3 protein-coding genes are annotated in these 2407 nt (G+C 38.7%); all 3 read left to right on the plus strand.

The window, feature by feature from the left end; translation table 11 throughout:
• A partial coding sequence (locus HZY94_RS08925; protein WP_306538730.1) for a group II intron maturase-specific domain-containing protein occupies nucleotides 1–453 on the plus strand: 453 nt, incomplete at its 5' end.
• A 123-nt stretch (nucleotides 454–576) separates the two neighbouring features.
• On the plus strand, nucleotides 577–1920 hold the full coding sequence (locus HZY94_RS08930; protein WP_179925857.1) for an IS1182 family transposase: 1344 nt from the start codon (nucleotides 577–579) through the stop codon (nucleotides 1918–1920).
• Between the two features lie 131 nt (nucleotides 1921–2051).
• Nucleotides 2052–2402, plus strand: coding sequence for an IS66 family insertion sequence element accessory protein TnpB (gene tnpB / locus HZY94_RS08935; protein WP_179925858.1), 351 nt, complete (start codon nucleotides 2052–2054; stop codon nucleotides 2400–2402).
• The last annotated feature ends 5 nt before the right edge of the window (nucleotides 2403–2407 follow it).

Consider the following 2407-nt stretch of genomic DNA (forward strand, 5'->3'; position numbering starts at 1 on the left):
TGGAAATCTCCGAAAGGCTGGAAATGCCGTCCCCATCAAGATAGTGTACAGAGTTTTAAGCGCAAGCTGAAGCGACTAACGACGAGGAAGTGGAGCATTGACCTAACGACACGGATTGAACGATTAAATTGGGTTATCCGCGGTTGGGTAAATTACTTCTCACTTGGTAATATGAAGACGATACTGCCGCAAATAGATGAGCGTTTACGAACTCGTATCCGAGTCATTATCTGGAAGCAATGGAAGAAAAAATCGAGACGACTATGGGGACTTCTGAAACTAGGTGTTCCGAAATGGATAGCCGATAAAGTATCTGGCTGGGGTAACCACTATCAACTAGTGGCACAAAAGTCAGTCTTAAAGCGAGCTATATCAAAACCAGCCCTTACTAAAAGAGGACTGGTTTCTTGTCTAGATTTCTATCTTAAACGACATGCGTTAAAAGTTAGTTGAACCGCCGTGTGCCGAACGGCACGCACGGTGGTGTGAGAGGGACTAGAAATTAGCCTCTACTCGATTCGCTCAAAAGAGTATAATAAAAGTAAAGAAAATGCTTTAAAACCAGGAGGTTGGCCTATGTTTAACCAAGTTAATCCAGAATCAAAACGTAGTCAAATAGGTTTTTATTGCTTAGAGGACCTTGTTCCTGAGAACCACTTACTTCGTCAAATTGAATCAAGTATCGATTTCTCATTTATCTATGGTATAGTTAAGGATTCTTATAGTTCAACTACTGGTCGACCTTCACTTGATCCAGTCATGTTGGTCAAAATCCCCATTATTCAAACTCTTTATGGTATTCGCTCGATGCGTCAGACTATTAAGGATATTGAGGTCAATGTCGCTTATAGATGGTTTCTTGGTTTAAAATTGGAAGACAAGGTTCCGCATTTTTCAACTTATGGAAAGAACTATGTACGTCGCTTCCAAGATAAACAATTGATTGAAGAAATTTTCAAGCACATTCTCCAACAATGTATCTTTGCTGGTTATGTTGATGCAAGTGAACTATTTGTAGATGGAACACATATCAAAGCAGCGGCTAATAACAAAAAATACACTAGTGAGTTGGTAGAAAAGCAAGCCAAGTTTATGTCTGAGGAACTTGAAAATGAGATTAATATAGATCGGGAGTGCCATTCAAAAAAGCCATTAAAACCGGCGAAAAAAGAGAAACCAGTAAAAAAGAAGATTTCGACTACTGATCCTGAAAGTGGATGGTTCCATAAAGGGGAACACAAAGAGGTGTTTGCCTATAATGCACAAGTAGCTTGTGATAAAAATGGCTGGAGTGTTGCTTATTGTGTTGAAGCTGGGAATATTCATGATAGCCAAATCTTTCCAACCCTTTTTGAAAAGTTAGAACGATTTGATCCACTATTCATCGTAGCTGATGCAGGTTATAAAACTCCCACTATTGCCCACTTCTTGCTTGAAAAGGAGATAACTCCGGTATTTCCCTATACTCGTCCACGCGGAAAGAAGGGAAATTTTAGAAGCAAAGATTTTGAATACGACTCGTTCTCAGATACCATTACTTGTCCTTTAGGTTCGAAGCTTCCTTATAGTACAACAACACGTCAAGGATATCGTGAATACAAAAGCAACCCAAGCATATGCCAACATTGTCCCTTGTTAAGTAAGTGTACGCAAAGTAAATCACATCAGAAAGTAGTTATTCGCCATATATGGAAAGATGCCCTCGAATATTGCGAAGATATTCGGTTAGAACCAGGTATGAAAGAAATGTACCAGCATCGTAAAGAAACAATAGAGCGACTATTTGGTACTGCAAAAGAATATCATAATTTTAGATATACACGAGAGATTGGGAAGTCCAAAATGAGCGATAAGGTTGGGCTTACTTTGGCATGCCTAAACCTAAAAAAACTAGCAAAAATGAAGGCAGAATGGGGCTAGAAGAGCCTTTTTAATTTTGAAAAAACATCTCCCTGAGCCCTAATGTTCGTAAGCGTCCAATAACGAGGTATCTATCTTGAATCCCTATTATCCGATATACTAATAAAAAGATAAAAAATCGGAGGAAACAGATGTCAATCAATTTACTAGACCTAGGCCTTGTTCATCTAGTCTGTGGGAAAACAGATATGAGACAAGGAATTGACTCACTTGCTTACCTGATTAAAACTCAATTCCAACTAGATCCATTTTCAGGCCAAGTCTTCCTCTTTTGTGGAAGCCAAAAAGATCGCTTTAAAGCTCTTTATTGGGATGGTCAAGGATTCTGGCTTCTCTATAAACGGTTTGAAAATGGTAAGTTAACTTGGCCTGATGGAGAAAAGAAAATTCTCACTTTGACATCTGAACAAGTAGACTGGCTCATGAAAGGTTTTTCAACTACTCCAAAAATAAATCCCACAAAAAGTCGTGATTTCTATTGAAATCA

This window comes from Streptococcus danieliae, assembly GCF_013415245.1.
GTDB lineage: Bacteria > Bacillota > Bacilli > Lactobacillales > Streptococcaceae > Streptococcus > Streptococcus danieliae_A.

Coding starts and splice junctions, on each gene's coding strand:
- HZY94_RS08930 (WP_179925857.1), top strand. CDS start 577: ATGTTTAACCAAGTTAATCCAGAATCAAAACGTAGTCAAATAGGTTTT.
- tnpB (WP_179925858.1), top strand. CDS start 2,052: ATGTCAATCAATTTACTAGACCTAGGCCTTGTTCATCTAGTCTGTGGG.